Genomic DNA, 16,323 nt, shown 5'->3' on the forward strand with positions numbered 1-16,323 from the left:
AGACGAGGCGCATAATACCATTGATCCATCAATCGTCGAGAAGCACACCGTCACGGGGAGGCTCAAGCCAATACGACTCTTTTTCCACACTGACGGTGGAGGCCCACCAGGTCTGTTCCGCGCCTGGCAATGGTCGAATAGACTCGGCAGATCAGCGCGTTGCAGCATCGGTTCGCTGCCGATGGCACGAAATCAGAAGTCGCCCGTACCAAGGTGATTGTTTTGACGACGTTCGATTTGGATGAATATGTGATGGCGGCGATCAATGCCGGAGCTTCGGGGTTCCTGTTGAAGGATACCGAACCGGAGACGCTGCTGAGCTCGATCCGCACGGTATACCAAGGCAATGCGATCATCGCGCCATCCGCCACCAAACGCCTGATCGAGAGGATGACCACGGGTGCCGGTCTGACGGCCGCCCCGGCCCAGCCCGCATACACCGATCCGAAACTCGATGAGCTTACCGACCGCGAGCGCGAGGTGCTGATCGAAATCGCGCAGGGTCTGTCGAATCAGGAGATCGCGGACAAGCTGTTCATCGGTCTGCCGACGGTGAAGACGCATGTGGCGCATATTCTGCAGAAGATCAACGCCCGTGACCGCGTGCAGGCCGTGGTGTTCGCCTACGAGAATCATCTGGTCTAGGCCGCCCGGTCTCTCCCCTGCTCGCGGGCAGACCATGTCGAGCCGAGGCGCGAGTGCCTGGATGCCCATACGAATACGCGATCGCCGCCCGATCCGTTCCCTGGTGAACGGGTCGGGCGGCGATCGCGTTTATCTATCGGCAGGGCTTAGGGTTCGGTGCTGCGGTCAGTGCTCGTTCCTGGTGGCCTTGGCGGTCCGGATCAGCATCGCGACGGCGGCCATGAGCGCGGCGGCCAGTGCGATGGCGAGCACCGCGGTGCCGGTCGTGCCGAGCGCGTTGCGGTCAGTGCTCTGGGCGGCCTTGCCGGAGGCGATGGTGCCGTTGGCCTTCGAGCCGCCGTTGCCCTTGGTGTTGGCGGAGGAGCCCTGTGCGGGTGCCTGGAAGTCGAAGCTGACGGTCTTGCCGGACTGGCGGCCGGCCACGGTGAGCGTGTATTCGCCGCCTTCGGTGATACCGTCAAGGGCGATGCCGGTGGTCTGCGCGGTCTTCACGCGTACGCCGGAGACCGGGGTGCTGGAGTCGGATGCGGCCAGGGTCTTGCCGGTGGCCTTGTCCTTGAGTTCGTAGGAGAGCACCGCGTCGCCGTTGAAGCCGGTGGCTTCGGCAGTGTAGGCGCCGTCGTTCGCGTTGACCTTGACTTCGGCGTCGGCGGAGAGTGCACTTTGGGCTTCAGTGGAGGTAGCGAGGCCGAGCGCACCGGCGATGGTGTAGAAGTTGTCGGTCTGGTCGGTCAGTCCGGTGACACGCTGGGCACCGGGTCCGGATGCGGCGATGCGCAGCTGGGTGCCGGTGTGTTCCATGGAGCCGCCGTTGTAGCCGCCGTCCTCGTCGCGGGAGTCGTCCTGCGCGGTGCCGTAGGAGACGACCATGTTCTCGCCGTCGGCGGTCTTGAGCACGGTGGACAGCGCGTAGGTCGGCTGGGCGTTGAGGATCTGGGAGGTGTGGGCGTGGTCGGCGGTGACGATCACGAGCGTGTTGTTCAGGTCGACGTTCTTCAGCGCGTAGGCGATGGCCTGGTCGAAGTCATCGGTCTCGCCGATCTGGCCGCAGGCGTTGCCGGCATGGTCCTGCTTGTCGATGGACGCGCCTTCGACCTGCAGGAAGTAGCCGTTCTTCTGACCGTTCGGGTTGGCGTTCAGCAGGTCAAGCGCCTTCTTGGTCATGTCCTTGAGCGAGGAGCCCTGGTTGCCGAGCCAGTCGGCGTTCGGGGTGCACACGGTCGGGTTGGCGTCCTTGGCCGGATCCTTGGCGGTGGCCTTGGACGGGTTGAACTTGGTGGGCATGTTGCCGTCGCTCATCAGGGCGAGCACCGGCTGGTTGTCCTTGTATTGCAGGGCGTTCATGGCGGCCGGATCGTTCTCGACGGTCTGGAAGCCCATCTCGCGGGCCTGCTCCCACACGGTCTTGCCCTTGTATTCGCCGCCCTGCACGGTCTGGCGGAAGTACTTGGATCCGCCGCCGATGGTCACGTCGGCGCGGGTGTCGAGCAGTTGCTCGGAGATGGAGCCGATGCCGCCGTTCTCCTTGAGCTGGTTGGCCAGGCAGCGCTTCAACGCGTCGTTGGAGCTGCCGTCGGTCTTGCCTTGCGGGCCGTAGCAGGAGCGTTCGGTGGAGTGCGATTCGAGCACGGCCGGGGTGGCGTCCTGGATTTCGGCGGTGGTCACGTTGCCGGTGGCCTTGCCTGAGGCCTTGGCCAGTTCGAAGAGGTTGAGCTGAGGGTTGCCGTACACGTCAACGTCCACGGCGTTGTTGTAGGTCTTGGTGCCGGTGGCCCAGGAAGAGCCGGAGGCGGACGAGTCGGTGACCGGGGTGATCCTGCCCGGGTTCGGGTTGGCGACGAGCTTGCCGTCCCCGTCCTTGCCGACAGCGCTGTCCTTGCTGCCGTTGCCCAGAGAGAAGGTGGTGTACTGGCCGGTTCCGGCCTTGGCGTCGCCGAGCGCGCCGGGCTGGCCGACCGCGTCGAGGCCTTCGAAATGCCCGTTGACGCCCTTGAGGTAGTCGCGTGCGACGGTGATCTCCGAGTCGCCCATGCCGTCTCCGAGGAAGAGGATGACGTTCTTGGCCTTTTCGTTGCCGATCGAGGCGATGCGCTGTGCGCCGCCATGCTTGGCGAGTTCGGAGACGGTCTTGCCGTTGGGGCTGTACGTGCCGTCCGCGGCGTATGCCGGTGCCGCCATCGCGCCGAGTGCTGCGACGGATGCGAATGCTGCAACAGCGCCCTTGAGCGCCTTGTGCTTGTTCATGTGTTCTTCTTTCTTCCGCACGGGACCTTCCCGCGTTGTGTGTTGGATCTTGCGATGCCAATGCACACGCTATGCCGCGCGAAAGTACGGCAGTGGGCCCGTAGGAGAAATCCACGTGAACCTCGGTGTCTTTTGGGTGAACGCTCGTAGACGGCGTGCAGCCAGATGCGTGATCCGCTCGGCCAATACCAGCCTGCATGGGTCTTTCCTTTTTTCTCCTCCAGTACAGCGGAATACGGGCATCGCCCGAAATCAGCCCCGCCAATCACCCGTCATCGTGGCGGAATCCGGACGATACCCGTAAATGGCCGTATCCCAATGCACACCAGCGTAGCGGAATCAGGACGGCATCCCCATATGCGCTCGCTTGGCATCCGCCAGCGTGGCAAGACCCGGACAGTACCCGCAGATGACCATATCCGGGACCTGTCACCGTTGCGGAATCCGGATGATACCCACGTGCGACCGTGCCCGGCGCTTGTTGCCGTTGCATGATCCGGATGGATTCCGTATATGACCGCACTTGCGGGCAACCAGCGTGGCCGTATACGGACGATGCCCGTGAATCGCCACGCCAGGCACCAGCCGGGCATGTCCGAAACCGGGCATCATCCGTATATCACCGCTCGCAGCACACGCCGCAGCACCAACGTGCAGCGGACGTACGCGACCTCATCACTTTCAGCTTCTCAGCAGCACCTCTTCCAGAGCGGACACCACCGATTCGGGCAGATCCACGGTGAGGAAGTCGCCGTTGAACCGCGGCCCCTTGTTCAGCGCCGCGAACGATCCGATGGCGCGCACGCCCTCCTCGCGGATCGCGTTCAGTGCCTTCTCCTTGGCGAAGAACTGGATCTGCGCGTGCAGCAGAATGTCGTAGCAGTCGCGTTCCACCGGATTGGCAGCGATCGGCAGGCCGCCTACGAACGTCACACGCAGCTGCCTGTCGGTCGGCACGCCATGCACGGTGAGGGTAAGGCTCATCGTGGCTTCGTCATAGCTGATGTCGCGCGCATCCAGCGCCACTACGGTCTCGCCGACGTCCACCCGAACGGCGGAGTCCAGCTGTTCAATCTCGGGACGTGCAACGCCGCGCACGGTGAGCGTCCAATCGCGCGACCGGGGAGCCGCATCGGCACCGTCGCCGCGCACCGGGGCGACGGTGAACACGGCATCCGCATCGCTCCCCCGCCACTGCCAACCGAGTTCCGTATCGGCCGTGCGCCCGGCCGAGGCATGCGCGTACACGCCGTCATCCTCACGCATCACGAATTCGCCGCATGCCCCCGGGAAGAGCAGCACGTTCATCGCGGTCGGATTGGCGATGGAGTTGACGGCATCCCCGTCTCCCAGCCGCTGCATCGGCACGATTGCGCCGGCCTTGGCGAATACGGGTGTGCGCTCAAGCGTACGCCAGGCGGTGACGGCACGTCCCTCGGCACCATGGACCGTATACCGTCGGCCATCGAAGAAGTCGAACCATTCGCCTTGCGGCAGCCACAGGTCCGCACGTCCCCGCGCAACCTTACGGTCGGCGGCACTGACGATTGGCGCCACGATGAGTTCGGTGCCGAAACGGAACTCGTCGGGGTATTCGTAGGCGGCCCATGTGTCGGGAGACTGCCAGTACATCGGTTCCACAATCGGCCGACCTTCGAATGCGGCGCGGTAGTTCATGGTGTACAGGTACGGCAGCATCGCGTGGCGCAGACGCAGCGAGGCGGTCATCGAGGCGCGCACGTCTCCCGTGTAGTTCCACGGCTCCTTGCCGGAGAACGGCGAGTTGCTCGAATGCAGGCGGTTGATCGGGCTGAACGCGCCAAGCTGGTACCAGCGGGCTTCAAGCTCGTCGTCACGGTAGCCGAACATGTGGCCGCCGATATCATGGCTCCACCAGCCGTAGCCGATGTTGGACGCGGTGGCGGTGAACTGAGGCTGGAATGCGAGCGATTCCCAGGTGATCACCGTGTCGCCGGAGAAGCCGACCGGGTAGCGGTGCGAGCCGGGGCCGGCATAGCGCGAGAAGGTGAGCGGCCAGCGTCCGTCGCGTCCGGAATCAAGGTAGTGCATGTGGTTGAGGATCCACAGCGGGTCGAGTCCGGGCTGGCGGGTCACGCCACCCTGCTGCCAGTCGAGCCACCAGAAGTCAACGCCTTCGGCCTCCAGATCGTGGTGCATGGCGAAATAGGCGTCCATATAGTCCGGGTCGGTCAGGTCGAATTCGAGGTTCTCACCGTTTGCCGGATCGACGCCCATGCGCCTGGCGGCCTTCGGGTAGGCGCTTTCGAATGCGCGGATGCCGTCACGCGGATGCACGTTGAGCGTGGTCTTGAGGCCCTTGCGGTGCAGCTCGTCAAGGAATGCCACATGGTCGGGGAACAGGTCGCTGTTCCACGTATAGCCGGTCCATCCGGAACCGTACTTCGGGTCGATGCCGTCCACGAGATGCCAGTCCATGTCGATCACGGACGTGGTGAACGGAATGCCCTCACGCTTGAAGCGGTCCATAAGCGCCAGGTATTCGGACTGCGTGTACCGGTAGTAGCGGCTCCACCAATTGCCGAATGCGAAACGCGGCAGCAGCGGCTGCGGGCCGGTGAGCCTGTAGAAGTCCTGCACGGCTTCGATGTAGCGGTGCGCATAGCCGAAGAAATACAGGTCGATGCACCCCTTGTCGCGCGGTGAGACCCAGGAGCCGAACGGATTCGGTTTGCCGTTCACCTCGTCGGCGAGCACGATCACATTCGATGTGGAGTCGTCGAGTACCGCCCAGCCGTCACGCGAGATCACTCCGTCGTCCATCTCAAGCGGCTGGCCGAATTTCCTGCTGCCGTTCACCTCGTCGAGTGTGCGCGCGGTGCCTTTGAGATTGCCGTTCGGCTTGTCGCCGTAATGCCAGGTGTTGAACTGGGTGCTGGAGATGTGCTTGACGACCACGCACAGGCCTTCCTTGCTGAACGGCTTGCCGTCGTAATCGATGTGCAGGTGCTCGGTGTCGATGACGATGCGGCCGTCGCGCTGCGTCACAGTGCGCTCCACATGTCGCCCGAAATCGCGGTTGAGTACGGTCTGGGTGACATGATCCTCGAAATGGCCGGTGTCGGACCATTCGAAACGCACGAGCGCATCGGTGAGCAGGCAGATACGCCATCGGTCGCCTTGGATGATGTTGGCGGAATCAGGCTGTGGGTGCGCGTTGCACACGAAGTCGGTGAAAGCGGTGTCAGTCATATGGGTTTCTTCCACAGGTGCTCAGAACGTTCCAAATCTCCCTACAAATATATACCCAGACCGTACACCCTGCGACACATCATCCTCGATCAAGTTTCGGGCGGTTTTGCCAAATGCCCGATTCGCAATAGTCACAACGGTTATCGAAGCAGCAACCTGCCGAAATGGCAAGGCGCCTGCGATGCCGGCATCACCATGTGCTGGCATCGCAGGCACCATCATGCGACTCGTCCGGCGCGTCGTCAGGCTTCGGTAAGCGCTTTCACCGGAAGGGGTGCGCACCGCGCGACGAGCGGGGAACACGCTGGCCGGCAGTGCGGCGATCGCGGCCACGGAGAGCAGGATGCCGTTGGTACCCCAGTCGAATGGGAGCATCGTCTTATCCGCGTACAACCCGAAGGTCACATATGCGCCAAGCCAGCCGAACAACGTGCCCAGTATCACACCGCACACGATTATGCCGTTGGCTGTAGGAATTGACCATAGAAAAAGGACTCGCATCACGTGTTCCGTGATGCGAGCCCCAGCGAGTAAGCGTGCAGTTTTCATAGACCGGCGGCGTTCGGCCCCCTCTGATCGCCGCCGTGCCTGAGCCGGCTTACTTGGCCAGGCCGGATTCGCGCAGGGCCTTGAAGCCGCCCTCGAGATCCTCGATGATGTCGTCGATGTTCTCCAGGCCGATGGACAGGCGGATGGTGCCCTGGTGGATGCCCTGATCCTCAAGCTCCTCCAGGGTCTCCTGGGAGTGCGTGGTGGAGGCCGGGTGGATCACGAGGCTCTTGGCGTCGGCCACGTTGGCCAGCAGGCTGAACAGGTGCAGGTTGTCGATGAACACGCGCGCCGCGTCCTTGCCGCCCTTGATGTCGAAGGTGAAGATGGAGCCGCCGCCGTTCGGGAAGTACTTCTTGTACAGGTCGTTGTCCTTGCGGCCCTCGATGGACGGGTGGGAGATGGATTCGACCTCCGGCACGGTCTTGAGGTAGTCGATGACCTTGAGGGCGTTCTGCACGTGGCGCTCGACGCGCAAGGACAGGGTCTCGGTGCCCTGCAGCAGCAGGAACGCGGCGAACGGGGACAGGGTGGCGCCGGTGTCGCGCAGCAGGATGGCGCGCACGCGGGTCACGAAGGCGGTTCCGCCCAGGGCCTCGTAGAAGTTCAGACCATGGTAGGAGGGATCCGGCTCGGTGAGGGTCGGGAACTTGCCCGGCACCTCGGCCCAGTTGAACTTGCCGCCTTCCACGATCACGCCGCCCAGGGTGGTGCCGTGGCCGCCGATGAACTTGGTGGCGGATTCCACCACGATGTCGGCACCGTGCTCCAGCGGGCGGAACAGGTACGGGCTGGCGAAGGTGTTGTCCACGATCACCGGCAGGTGGTGCTTGTGGGCGATGGCGGTGATGGCCTCGAAGTCCGGCAGATCGGCGTTCGGGTTGCCGAAAGTCTCGAAGTAGACGAGCTTGGTGTTCTCCTGGATGGCGTCCTCGAACTCCTGCGGGTTCTCGGCGGAGACGAAGGTGGTGTTCACGCCGTCACGCGGCAGGGTGTGGCGCAGCAGGTTGAAGGTGCCGCCATACACGTTCTTGGCAGCGACGATGTGGTCGCCGGACTGGGTGATGTTGCGCACCGCGTATTCCACGGCGGCCGCGCCGGAAGCGACGGCCAGACCCGCGGTGCCGCCTTCGAGGGCTGCGATGCGGTCCTCGAACACACCCTGGGTGGAGTTGGTCAGGCGGCCGTAGATGTTGCCCGGGTCGGCCAGGCCGAAGCGCGCCTCGGCGTGGTCGAAGTTATGGAAGACGTAGCTGGTGGTCTGGTAGATCGGCACCGCGCGGGAATCGGTGGCCGGGTCGGCCTGCTCCTGGCCGACGTGCAGCTGCAGTGTCTCGAAGCGGTAGTTCTTGTTTGCCATGGTGTGGCTCCTTTGGGGGAAGTGGTTCGATGCCTATCTTGTCCGGCCGTCCGTCCTGATGTGCAGTGCGGTTGGCCAGGTGTTGGTAGTGACAATAGGCCGGCCGGCAAGCGTGGCGCAAGCCGAGCGTTATCGCACTTGCCTATACCCCTTTATCAACCGTTGGAATCATTGACGTCACGGGTTCCGGCGGTGCGCGAAAAACCTTGGATAACAGGCGCGACACGCCGAACCGCCGGCCAGGCCGCGATGCCGCGTGACCACGGCCGCGCGAATCCGTCCGCCCTGAGGAAACGGGTAGTCAAGCGGCATCAGTAAACCGAGGGGCAGATACTCCTAGAAGAAAGGTTGCTGTTATGAGTGATGAGACTGCAAGCGATGAGGTTCTGTTCGACCGCGATCCGAAGTACATTCCCCGCGTGGCCGCGGTGCACGACATGTGCGGCTACGGCAAGTGCTCGCTGACCGCCGCGATCCCGATCCTGTCCGCCGCCGGATGCGACGTGTGCCCGGTGCCGACGGCGCTGTTCTCGGCGCATACGCGCTACGCCGTGTATACGTTCCACGATACGACCGAGATTCTGGACGGCTATCTGGACGCCTGGAGCAAGGAGAACGTGGAGCTCGACGGCGTGTATTCCGGTTTCCTCGGTTCGGCCGAACAGGTCGCGATCATCAAGCGCCTGTACCGCGAGTATCCGAAGGCGCTCCGCCTGGTCGACCCGGTGATGGGCGACGCCGGCAAGACCTACCCCACGTACACCCCCGAACTGTGCGAGGCGATGGGCACGCTGGTCGACGGCGCGGATGTACTCATGCCGAATCTGACCGAGGCGTCCATTCTGACCGGCCGCGAATACCCGGGACAGGATCTCGACGACGCGCAGGTTGGCGATATGCTCGACGCGCTGCTGGCATTGGGTGCCAAGCATGTGGTGCTCAAGGGCATCGACCGTGGCGACGGCATGATCCGCAACTATGTGGCGTCCGCCGCCACCGGCGCGGCCGGCAAGCAGGAGCTGGCGCACGGCAAGCTGCCGTTCATGACGCACGGCACGGGCGATGCGTTCGCCTCGGCGCTGTGCGGCGCGGTGATGGCCGGCAGGCCGTTGGCCGAGTCCGCCCGCATCGCAGGCGAATTCGTGCGTCATGCCATGGAAAGCACGCAGTACCAGCCGCATCATGACGAGCGCGGCGTGAGCTTCGAACTGAATCTGGGCGAGCTGACGAACCTGGTGCGTCGCTGAACCCCTACGTCGCCTTGGGCGGCGCGGCCTCATGCATGGTGGCCGCGCCGCCCTTTTGCGTTCTCAACGCCATGGACCCGCGGGTCTGCGGATTGTGGATAACGGCGAATTGTCCACACACTATCCACGACACGCCCGGCGCGTGGGGTTCCGTCCACAATGCCCGCATGGATTGCCCGCGCCCAAGCCGCCCCGGCACAGTGGTGGCATGAGCGATATCTACACTGTTGAGCAAACCTATTCCTCCGATTCCGCCCGCATCGAGGCGATGCACGCCATCGAATCCCGTCTTGCCGGCACGTCGGTCTCCAGCCGCCAGGTGGGCGAGCTCGGCGAGGCATATGCCGCGGCATGGTTGGAGGGGCTGGGCTGGCTTGTGCTCGTCCGCAACTGGCGGTGCCGATACGGCGAATTGGACATCATCGCGTTGAGTCCTGAACGCCGCGTCGTGTTCGTCGAGGTGAAGACGCGGCGGGGCACGCGGTTCGGCACCCCGCAGGAGGCCGTCACGACGGCCAAACAGATGAATCTGCGCCGTGCGGCGTTGCAATGGCTGGAGAAGGACGGCCATAAGCTGAGACATGACGGCATGCGCTTCGACGTGGTCACGGTGAGCGTGCATGACGGTCAGGTCGCCGTGCACCGTATTCCGGGGGCGTTCTGATGGCGATCGGCGGCGCACTGTCCGTGGGACTCATCGGCCTGAAGGCGTTCACCGTCACGATGCAGGCGTTCATCAGCCCCGGACTTCCCTATTTCTCCATCATCGGCCTGCCCGACACCTCGCTGTCCGAGGCACGCGAACGGGTGAAGTCGGCGTGCCAGGCGAGCGGCTTTACCTGGCCTCAGACCCGTGTGACGGTGAATCTCTCCCCCGCGTCGATGCCCAAACGCGGCTCGTCCTATGATCTGGCGATCGCCGCGGCGGTGCTGAGCGCGGCGGGAACGATACCCCCTGAAAGCCTGCTGTCCACGGTGGTGGTCGGCGAAGTGAACCTCGACGGCACAGTGCTGCCGGTGAATGGTCTGCTGCCGATTTTGCTTCATGCCCGCGAGCAGGGCGTGGAACGGGTAATCGTGCCCCAAGCGAACATGGATGAGGCCGGGCTGATCGACGGGCTGGATACGCGAGGCGTACGCCATGTGGGCGAGCTCATCGAGATGATGGGCGGTGAGGCGAGCTACCGTCTGCCCGATGAGATTCTCACAAGCAGAGGGGGCGAGGATGGCGCCAGCCGGCTTGTCACCCCGGTGATCGGCGATATGAGCGAGGTGGTCGGGCAGGAGTATGCGAAATGGGCGATGGAGGTCGCGGCGGCGGGCGGGCATCATCTGCTCATGACCGGTCCTCCCGGTTCGGGCAAGACGATGCTCGCCTCGCGCATGCCGGGCATCATGTGCCCGCTGTCGGAATCCGAGCAGCTTGAGGTGGCCACGGTCCGCTCATTGTGCGGCACGCTGCCCGCCTACGGCATCAGCGACGTGCCTCCGTTCGAGGCGCCGCACCACACGTCGTCCACTGCGGCGCTTGTGGGAGGCGGTTCGGGCGTGGCCGTGCCCGGCGCGATCACGAAGGCGCATCGCGGCGTGCTGTTCATGGACGAGGCCCCCGAATTCTCCGCACGGTCGTTACAGACCCTGCGTGAACCGTTGGAATCAGGGTATGTGGCGGTGTCACGTTCCAAGGGAACGGCCTACTATCCGGCCGCGTTCCAGCTGGTCATGGCCGCGAATCCCTGCCCGTGCGGCATGTCGTACGGCACCGGCGAGCGCTGCACGTGCACGCAGCGCGAACGGCAACGGTATTTCGCCAGGCTTTCCGGTCCGATTCTCGACCGCATCGACATCCAGGTCGAAGTGCCGCCGGTCTCCCGCATCGCTCTTGGCGAGGAGGTGCTTGAGCCCCGGCCGGGCAGTGCCGAGATCCGAGCCCGCGTGGTCGCCGCGCGCGATACGGCCCGCGAGCGCTTCTCCGACATGGGGTGGACGTGCAATGCGCAGGCTTCGGGCACGTGGATGCGCGAACATCTGTCCCCCACCGCGCTCGAGCCCGTCAATCAGGCGTTGGAGTCGCAGCGGTTGAGTCTGCGCGGTGCCGATCGGGCCATGCGTCTGGCGTGGACGCTTGCCGATCTCAAGGGGCTGACCAGTCCCGGGCGCGACGAGGTCATGCAGGGCATCGCCCTGCGCACGCATCTATGAGGGTTCGCGGAGCCCGGCGCATGCGCGTATCAAGTCATCTGAGGGTACGAGGTAAGGAGCCGTTGTGAATACCATGATCGAACCGCCGGCGAGGCCGTCTATGGGCGGGCAGGTGCCGGAGGATACGTTGGCGCGTGCCGTGCTGACGTTCTGTCTTGATGGTGCCGATGCGCTGATGTATGCGACGATCAAGGGCGCCCGGGGCGCGGCCGAGGCGTTGCGGCTCGTCATCGAGTCCCGGCCGGAGGCCGCGGACCATGATGCCGCGATGCGCGAGCTTGAGGGCGTGTTCCTCACCGGGCTTTCCCGATGGGGGCGCAAGCCGGGCAATCGGGCGTTGCAGGTGTTCCGCCGTTCCGTGGCGGGATGGCATGCGCGGCTGCGATGCCTGCCGTCGTTGGACTGGCATGGGTTGGATGGCTGGTTCACCATGGACGGCGTGCAGTGGCTTATCGGCCCTCGGGATGCCGCATGGCCGGCGCAGTTGGAGGATCTGTCGACGCATAAGGATTGGGCCGCTCCCCTGTGTCTGTGGGGCGTGGGCAGCGTGGATGCGTTGACGAGCTGCCAGTCGCCGGTGGCGGTGGTCGGCTCGCGCGGCGTGACCGATTACGGGCGCAGCGTGGCCCGCGAGGTGGCGATGCGCGCGGCGGCCGACGGGCATCTGGTCGTGTCCGGCGGGGCGATGGGCGCGGACGCCGCGGCGCATTGGGGCGCGCTCGACGCGGTGCGCCAGCGTGGGCTCGACGCGGCAGGCAGGACCGTGGCGGTGTTCGCCGGAGGATTGAACCATATCGGTCCGTCCTCGAATCTGCGCCTGTTCGAGGCTATCCGGGCGAACGGCGGCGCGCTGGTCAGCGAGATGTGCCCGGACACCATTCCCGAAGCGAGGCGGTTCCTGCTGCGCAACCGCATCATAGCCGCATTGGCGTCCACCGTGGTAGTGGCTCAGGCGCGCCTGCGGTCGGGCGCGTTGAACACCGCGGGATGGGGCAACGATCTCAACCGCGTGGTGCTGGCCGCGCCGGGAGACATCACCGTGCCGCATAACGCCGGGTGCAATCGACTCATCGCGCACAACGAGTCGATCATCCTCACCAGCACGACCGGCATCGGCGAATTCTGCCATGCGCCGCACGAACCGCAGTCCCTGCGTGCTAAACCAGCATCATCGGGCCCTTCCCAATCCGCCGGCACCGGCGAGACGAGCGGGCCGGAGCTGACCGACTCGCAACGCAATCTGATCCGCGCGATCCGCTCATGCAACCGCCGGCGCATACGCGCCACGCCGGACGCGCTGCTGGCGGCCATCAACACGGCGGCAAGCAAAACGGCGGCAGGCGCTGGCACAGTCGGCATCGGCCAGGTGATGGCCGACATCGGCGCGCTGGAAACGTTGGGGTTGCTCCGCTACGACGGCGTCGCCACACTGGCAAAACGCCAGTAGACCCCTACGCCTTCCACTGGCAACGCTCAAGATCGACCCGCCAGCCGCCATCACCGGCATTGCCGTTCGGCTTCGGCGGGACGAACACCACGCCCTCGGCCTCCAACAGCTCGCGCTGCGCATCAGGCCCGCCGAACGCGAAACCGGGAGCCAACGAACCGTCACGGAACACCACACGATGGCACGGGATCACGCCCTGTTGCGGATTGCCGTGCAACGCATACCCCACCAGCCTCGCGCAACGCGGCGCCCCGATCAGCGCCGCCACCTGCCCATACGTGGCGACCATGCCCCGCGGAATCCCACGCACCACCGCATACACATGCTCGTTGAACGACTCGTCTTCAGCCATACTCCCATTATGCTCACGGCAGTCGGCAACCCAACGTTCCAAGTCACCCGCTAAGACACCTGCACAAGCAGCAAACCTTCCTCGTCTCCCAGCATACGAGACAAGTCACCCCTTGTGTGACAATAACAAGTATGAGTCCGAAGCACTTGGAAGATATATATGATGCGGTCATCGTCGGCGCCGGAGCAGCCGGCCTGTCCGCGGCACTGGGATTGCTCCGATCCGACGCAATCAAGGAAATGAAAGCCAACGGCCAGGAACCGAAAATCCTCGTGATCTCCAAACTCCAGCCCCTGCGCTCGCACACCGGCTCCGCCGAAGGCGGCATCGCCGCCGCACTGGGCAACGTGGAACACGACGACTGGCACTGGCACTACTACGACACCGTCAAGGGCGGCGACTGGCTCGTCGACCAGGACGCGGCCAAACTGCTCGCCGAATACGCCCCGGAAACCGTCATCAACCTGGAACGCCAAGGCGTCACGTTCTCCCGCACCGCAGACGGCCATATCGCACAGCGCCGCTTCGGCGGCCACACCAGCGACTTCGGCGGCAAGCCCGTCCGCCGCGCCGCCTACGCAGCCGACCGCATCGGCCACCAGATCCTGCACACCCTCTGGCAGCAATGCGTCACCAACGGCATCGAATTCGCCGAGGAATGGTACGTCACCGACCTGGTCCTCAACGAGGAGCACACCCAGGCCGCCGGCGTCGTCGCCTTCGACACCCACACCGGCAAAACCCACGCCGTCAACGCACACAACGTGCTCTTCGCCACCGGCGGCGCCGGACGCCTGTTCCACACCACCTCCAACTCCTGGGACCTCACCGGCGACGGCATGGCGCTCGCGCTCGCCGCGGGCCTGCAGCTTGAGGATTGCGAATTCGTGCAGTTCCATCCCACCGGTCTGGCGCACACCGGCATCCTGCTGTCCGAGGCGTCCCGCGCCGAAGGCGGCGTCCTGCGCAACGCCGACGGCGAGGCCTTCATGGAACGCTACGCGCCGGGCCACGGCGACCTGGCCGCCCGAGACGTGGTGAGCCGTTCCATCATGGCCGAGATCGACGCCGGCCGTGGTGTCGCCGACCCGAAGGATCCCAATGGCCCGAAGGACTGCGTGTGGCTCGATATGACCGGCATCGACCCGGAGCATATGGAACAGGCCCTCCCCCAGGTCACCGAAACCATCCGCAAGTACGCGAACATCGATCCCACGCATGATTTCGTTCCCGTCAAGCCCACCGCCCACTACACCATGGGCGGCATCCCCATCACCACCGACGGCGAAGTGTACCGTTGGCAGAACGGCGAGCGCCATATCGTGGAAGGTCTGTATGCGGCGGGCGAATGCTCCTGCGTGTCCGTGCATGGCGCGAACCGCCTGGGCGGCAACTCCTTGCTTGACGCCTGCCTGTTCGGCACGCGTTCCGGCCGTGCTCTTGCGGCGCGCATCGCAGCATTGCAGGCGTCCGGCGAATCCGATGCCGTCGATCCCGCTTTGGCGGAGGCCACGGAGGCCGCACGCGCCGCACGCCAGGGCGAGCTTGATACCCTGCTCGCCGGCAACCCGGACGAGGCTCCCGGCAGCAACCCCTACCAGCTGATGGCCGACTTGGGGTCGGTTATGGAACGTGCCGCCGCGGTGCGTTGCGACGCGCAGTCCCTTGCCACGGCTCTCGAAACCATCGACAACGATCTGGCCCCGCGCGCCCAGGCGCTTGCCGCGCACGACAAGGCCGCCACGTTCAATCAGGAGGTCACGGCCATCTGGGAGGTGCGCCATCTCATCACGCTCGCCCAGGCGGTGCTCACCGCCTCCGATGCACGCCATGAATCCCGCGGCTCGCTCAAGCGTACCGATTTCCCGGAACGCGACGACGAGCATTTCCTGGCGCATTCCATGACGGATGCCGCGCACGAGGTCTCCTGGCAGCCCGTGCACATCGTCGACATGCCTCCGAAGAAGCGCGAATACTGATGCTCCGCATGAAAATCGGAACGACGACCATCACGCCCCAGGCAGGGCGATGCCTTATGACACAATATCTTGCTGGATTTTACGAACAGGAGGCACGCGCATGACGAACACCACGGTGACATTGCGAGTGAATCGATTCGCTCCGCGCCCGGAACGCAATCGCGATAGGGGCGGCAGCCCGTTCGCCCGGAAAAGCTCGCCTTTCGGCTCATCGTCCGAGGCTCCGGCGCGCAGGCGCCCGCGCGGCAAGCAGTGGACGCAGGATTATGTGATCGAGGCGCGTCCGGAAGACACCGTCCTCGACTGCTTGCTGACCATCAAGCGCACTGTGGACCCCACGCTGGCGTTCCGTTATTCCTGCGGGCATGGCATGTGCGGTTCGGATGCGGTGTCCATCAACGGCACGCCCACCCTGCTGTGCACGGCCACGGTGAAGGATTGGGCCAAGCCGGCCAATACCGCCGTGCAGACGGACGACGAAGGGTTCCGCCATACCGAAGGTGCGGATGCCTCCGATGAGGCGTCGTCGCTGAACGACACGGATGATGCGAACGGTTCCAGTCTCGGCGTCATCGAGCTTGCCGCGCTTCCGGGATTCCCCGTCCAGCGCGACCTCATCGCGGACATCGACCCGATGCTCGACCAGCTGAAGAAACTCAAGCCCGCCTTGCAGGCCGACGGCGTTCTGGCCACCACGAAGGACGGCAAGGTCGATGTGTTCGAATACCTCCAGAATCCCGATCAGCTTGCGCAGTACGAGCGCCTGACCAACTGCATCGCCTGCGGCGTGTGCGAGGGCTCGTGCCCGGTGTTCGCCGGCGGCGACGCGTTCATCGGCCCTGCGGCGCTGATCTGGTCGAGCCGTTTCATCAACGATTCGCGTGATACCAAGGCCGCCGAACGCATGGATGCCATCGATACCGCGGACGGTGTGGCCGCATGCCAGTCGGTGCGCGCATGCTCCCGCCAGTGCCCGCGTGGCATCGATGTCGGCGAGGAGATGTGGCAGATCGTGGCCAAGGTCCGGGAACGCTAATCGCACGCACGGGCTGGAAGAGTCGAAGGAG

10 protein-coding genes and 3 pseudogenes are annotated in these 16,323 nt (G+C 64.7%); 7 read left to right on the forward strand and 6 right to left on the reverse strand.

The window, feature by feature from the left end; all coding sequences use genetic code 11:
• Window positions 1-28: 28 nt before the first annotated feature.
• Window positions 29-145: pseudogene (locus G1C98_RS09535) on the reverse strand (Lrp/AsnC family transcriptional regulator); the annotation flags it as partial.
• Between G1C98_RS09535 and G1C98_RS05485 the strand changes: the two are divergent.
• Window positions 142-645: pseudogene (locus tag G1C98_RS05485) on the forward strand (LuxR C-terminal-related transcriptional regulator); the annotation flags it as partial. The pseudogenes G1C98_RS09535 and G1C98_RS05485 overlap by 4 nt on opposite strands.
• Window positions 646-810: 165 nt before the next feature.
• Here the strand turns inward: G1C98_RS05485 and phoA are convergent.
• The 4 genes and pseudogenes from phoA to G1C98_RS05505 all read right to left on the reverse strand — a co-directional run bounded on the left by phoA (window position 811) and on the right by G1C98_RS05505 (window position 8,029).
• Entirely contained in the window at window positions 811-2,889 is a 2,079-nt protein-coding gene (gene phoA, locus G1C98_RS05490; protein ID WP_169079997.1) for an alkaline phosphatase, read from the reverse strand.
• Window positions 2,890-3,570: 681 nt separating this feature from the next.
• Entirely contained in the window at window positions 3,571-6,120 is a 2,550-nt protein-coding gene (locus G1C98_RS05495) for a glycoside hydrolase family 31 protein (protein ID WP_169079999.1), read from the reverse strand.
• Between the two features lie 242 nt (window positions 6,121-6,362).
• A pseudogene (locus G1C98_RS09540) lies at window positions 6,363-6,573 on the reverse strand (hypothetical protein); the annotation flags it as partial.
• A gap of 145 nt (window positions 6,574-6,718) precedes the next feature.
• A complete protein-coding gene (locus G1C98_RS05505) occupies window positions 6,719-8,029 on the reverse strand; it encodes an O-acetylhomoserine aminocarboxypropyltransferase/cysteine synthase family protein (RefSeq protein WP_169080003.1) in 1,311 nt (436 codons plus the stop codon).
• Between the two features lie 356 nt (window positions 8,030-8,385).
• Between G1C98_RS05505 and G1C98_RS05510 the strand changes: the two genes are divergently transcribed.
• The 4 genes from G1C98_RS05510 to G1C98_RS05525 all read left to right on the forward strand — a co-directional run bounded on the left by G1C98_RS05510 (window position 8,386) and on the right by G1C98_RS05525 (window position 12,925).
• Entirely contained in the window at window positions 8,386-9,276 is an 891-nt protein-coding gene (locus G1C98_RS05510; protein WP_169080005.1) for a pyridoxamine kinase, read from the forward strand.
• A gap of 208 nt (window positions 9,277-9,484) precedes the next feature.
• Window positions 9,485-9,940 (forward strand): YraN family protein, encoded by a 456-nt coding sequence (locus G1C98_RS05515; RefSeq protein ID WP_205831895.1) that lies wholly within the window; start codon window positions 9,485-9,487, stop codon window positions 9,938-9,940.
• On the forward strand, window positions 9,940-11,478 hold the full coding sequence (locus G1C98_RS05520; protein WP_169080007.1) for a YifB family Mg chelatase-like AAA ATPase: 1,539 nt from the start codon (window positions 9,940-9,942) through the stop codon (window positions 11,476-11,478). Before G1C98_RS05515 ends, G1C98_RS05520 begins: the two co-directional genes overlap by 1 nt.
• A gap of 73 nt (window positions 11,479-11,551) precedes the next feature.
• Window positions 11,552-12,925, forward strand: coding sequence for a DNA-processing protein DprA (locus G1C98_RS05525; RefSeq protein ID WP_169080181.1), 1,374 nt, complete (start codon window positions 11,552-11,554; stop codon window positions 12,923-12,925).
• A 4-nt stretch (window positions 12,926-12,929) separates the two neighbouring features.
• On the opposite strand, the gene G1C98_RS05530 is transcribed toward G1C98_RS05525, so the two are convergent.
• Window positions 12,930-13,277 carry an MGMT family protein gene (locus G1C98_RS05530; RefSeq protein WP_169080009.1) on the reverse strand — a complete coding sequence of 116 codons (348 nt, stop codon included), beginning with the start codon at window positions 13,275-13,277 and terminating at the stop codon, window positions 12,930-12,932.
• A 131-nt stretch (window positions 13,278-13,408) separates the two neighbouring features.
• Here G1C98_RS05530 and G1C98_RS05535 point away from each other — a divergent pair, with 131 nt between their 5' ends.
• Window positions 13,409-15,256: an FAD-binding protein gene (locus G1C98_RS05535; RefSeq protein ID WP_169080011.1), complete on the forward strand. Its 1,848-nt coding sequence runs from the start codon at window positions 13,409-13,411 to the stop codon at window positions 15,254-15,256.
• Window positions 15,257-15,356: 100 nt separating this feature from the next.
• On the forward strand, window positions 15,357-16,292 hold the full coding sequence (locus tag G1C98_RS05540) for a succinate dehydrogenase/fumarate reductase iron-sulfur subunit (protein WP_169080013.1): 936 nt from the start codon (window positions 15,357-15,359) through the stop codon (window positions 16,290-16,292).
• Window positions 16,293-16,323 lie beyond the last annotated feature (31 nt).

This window comes from Bifidobacterium erythrocebi (genome assembly GCF_012932675.1).
Lineage (GTDB): Bacteria > Actinomycetota > Actinomycetes > Actinomycetales > Bifidobacteriaceae > Bifidobacterium > Bifidobacterium erythrocebi.

What these genes read in the sequence shown, in the direction of transcription:
- phoA (WP_169079997.1), bottom strand. Translation starts at nt 2,889, where the DNA reads ATGAACAAGCACAAGGCGCTCAAGGGCGCTGTTGCAGCATTCGCATCC.
- G1C98_RS05495 (WP_169079999.1), bottom strand. Translation starts at nt 6,120, where the DNA reads ATGACTGACACCGCTTTCACCGACTTCGTGTGCAACGCGCACCCACAG.
- G1C98_RS05505 (WP_169080003.1), bottom strand. Translation starts at nt 8,029, where the DNA reads ATGGCAAACAAGAACTACCGCTTCGAGACACTGCAGCTGCACGTCGGC.
- G1C98_RS05510 (WP_169080005.1), top strand. Translation starts at nt 8,386, where the DNA reads ATGAGTGATGAGACTGCAAGCGATGAGGTTCTGTTCGACCGCGATCCG.
- G1C98_RS05515 (WP_205831895.1), top strand. Translation starts at nt 9,485, where the DNA reads ATGAGCGATATCTACACTGTTGAGCAAACCTATTCCTCCGATTCCGCC.
- G1C98_RS05520 (WP_169080007.1), top strand. Translation starts at nt 9,940, where the DNA reads ATGGCGATCGGCGGCGCACTGTCCGTGGGACTCATCGGCCTGAAGGCG.
- G1C98_RS05525 (WP_169080181.1), top strand. Translation starts at nt 11,552, where the DNA reads ATGATCGAACCGCCGGCGAGGCCGTCTATGGGCGGGCAGGTGCCGGAG.
- G1C98_RS05530 (WP_169080009.1), bottom strand. Translation starts at nt 13,277, where the DNA reads ATGGCTGAAGACGAGTCGTTCAACGAGCATGTGTATGCGGTGGTGCGT.
- G1C98_RS05535 (WP_169080011.1), top strand. Translation starts at nt 13,409, where the DNA reads ATGAGTCCGAAGCACTTGGAAGATATATATGATGCGGTCATCGTCGGC.
- G1C98_RS05540 (WP_169080013.1), top strand. Translation starts at nt 15,357, where the DNA reads ATGACGAACACCACGGTGACATTGCGAGTGAATCGATTCGCTCCGCGC.